Source organism: Tepidiforma sp., from assembly GCF_026419595.1.
Lineage (GTDB): Bacteria > Chloroflexota > Dehalococcoidia > Tepidiformales > Tepidiformaceae > Tepidiforma.
Window position 1 is genome coordinate 1 of record NZ_JANZZD010000107.1, and the last position, 605, is coordinate 605.

A 605-nucleotide genomic window follows, 5' to 3' on the forward strand; every position below is an offset into this window, starting at 1 on the left:
CGCGCTGCCACTGGAACGTGAGGTTGGCGGGCGTGATGATCAGCACGCGCTTGACCAGGCCGCGAATCTTGAGCTCCTTGATGAGGAGGCCGGCCATGATCGTCTTGCCAGCGCCCGGGTCGTCGGCCAGGAGGAACCGGATACGTGGCAACCTCATGAAGTAGTCGTAAACTGCTTCCAATTGGTGGGGCAGCGGGTCCACGCGGGCAATGGACAGCGAGAAGTACGGGTCGTACTCGTAAGCGAGCCCCAGGCGCATCGCTTCGATACCGAGGCGGAATTTGCGGGCATCGCCGTCGAAGGGCTCGTGAGCTGGGGAGGCCGTGAGGAGAGAGAGCTGCTCCGCGGTCAGAATCGGCTCATAAACCGAGTTGGATTGGGTTCCCTTCCCGACCAGTTTGACCGAGGCGCCCATCGGAATCGCGACGATGACCTGGACGGGCTCTGGAAACAGAGGCCCGCGCACGGTGATGTTCGGTTTGAGCTCTGCGGCGTGCATTATTCGTTGCCCTTGCTTCCGTCCCCGGGTGTGCCGGCGTTCGTCTGTCGCCTGATCCACAGATCGATTTCCTGGCGCCGGAATCGCCACGTGCCACCGAGGGGAT

At 62.6% G+C, this 605-nt stretch carries 1 pseudogene; it reads right to left on the reverse strand.

Annotated features, from left to right (window positions below):
* Positions 1–499 (reverse strand): annotated as a pseudogene (locus N2041_RS14625) (helicase); the annotation flags it as partial.
* Positions 500–605: the final 106 nt, after the last annotated feature.